Here is a 489-nt window from a genome sequence, read left to right as displayed (position 1 = left end):
AGGCACGGGCCGAGGGCGACGCCCAACTGCTGGCGCCAAGCGGCACCTTGCGCGTCGGCATCTATCCGGGCAGCCCGACCTCGATGGTGACGGACGCATCCGGCAAGGCCCACGGCCTCGCCTACGATCTCGGCGGCGAACTCGCCAAGCGGCTCGGCGTCGGGATCGATTATGTCAGGCTTGAGCGTGTCGCAGACATCGTCAGCGCCATCCGCGACGGCCAGGTCGATTTCACCGTCACCAACGCAACCCCGGCGCGCGCCAGGGAGGTCAGCTTCAGCCAGCCCGTTCTGGCGATCGAACTCGGCTATCTCGTTCCCGCGAATTCGCCGATCGGCAAGGTCGAGGACATCGACAAGCCGGGCGTCAGGATTGGCGTGACCAGGGGATCGACCTCGGAGCGCACCCTGCCCGCCAGGTTCAGGAACGCGGTCGTCGTTCCCGCCGACAGCGTCAAGCTGGCGATCGCCATGTTCGCGCGCGGCGAGA

At 67.7% G+C, this 489-nt stretch carries 1 protein-coding gene; it reads left to right on the top strand.

All coding sequences use genetic code 11. From position 1 onward, the window contains the following. Nucleotides 1–489, top strand: a 489-nt coding sequence (locus tag AACY49_RS30580) for a transporter substrate-binding domain-containing protein (RefSeq protein ID WP_339528018.1), incomplete at both ends; no start/stop codon positions are given.

It is taken from the genome of Pseudomonas sp. EL_65y_Pfl2_R96 (genome assembly GCF_963970905.1).
Lineage (GTDB): Bacteria > Pseudomonadota > Gammaproteobacteria > Pseudomonadales > Pseudomonadaceae > Aquipseudomonas.
Note: the sequence above shows the minus strand (reverse complement) of the source record. Positions and strands in the feature narration are given on the sequence as shown.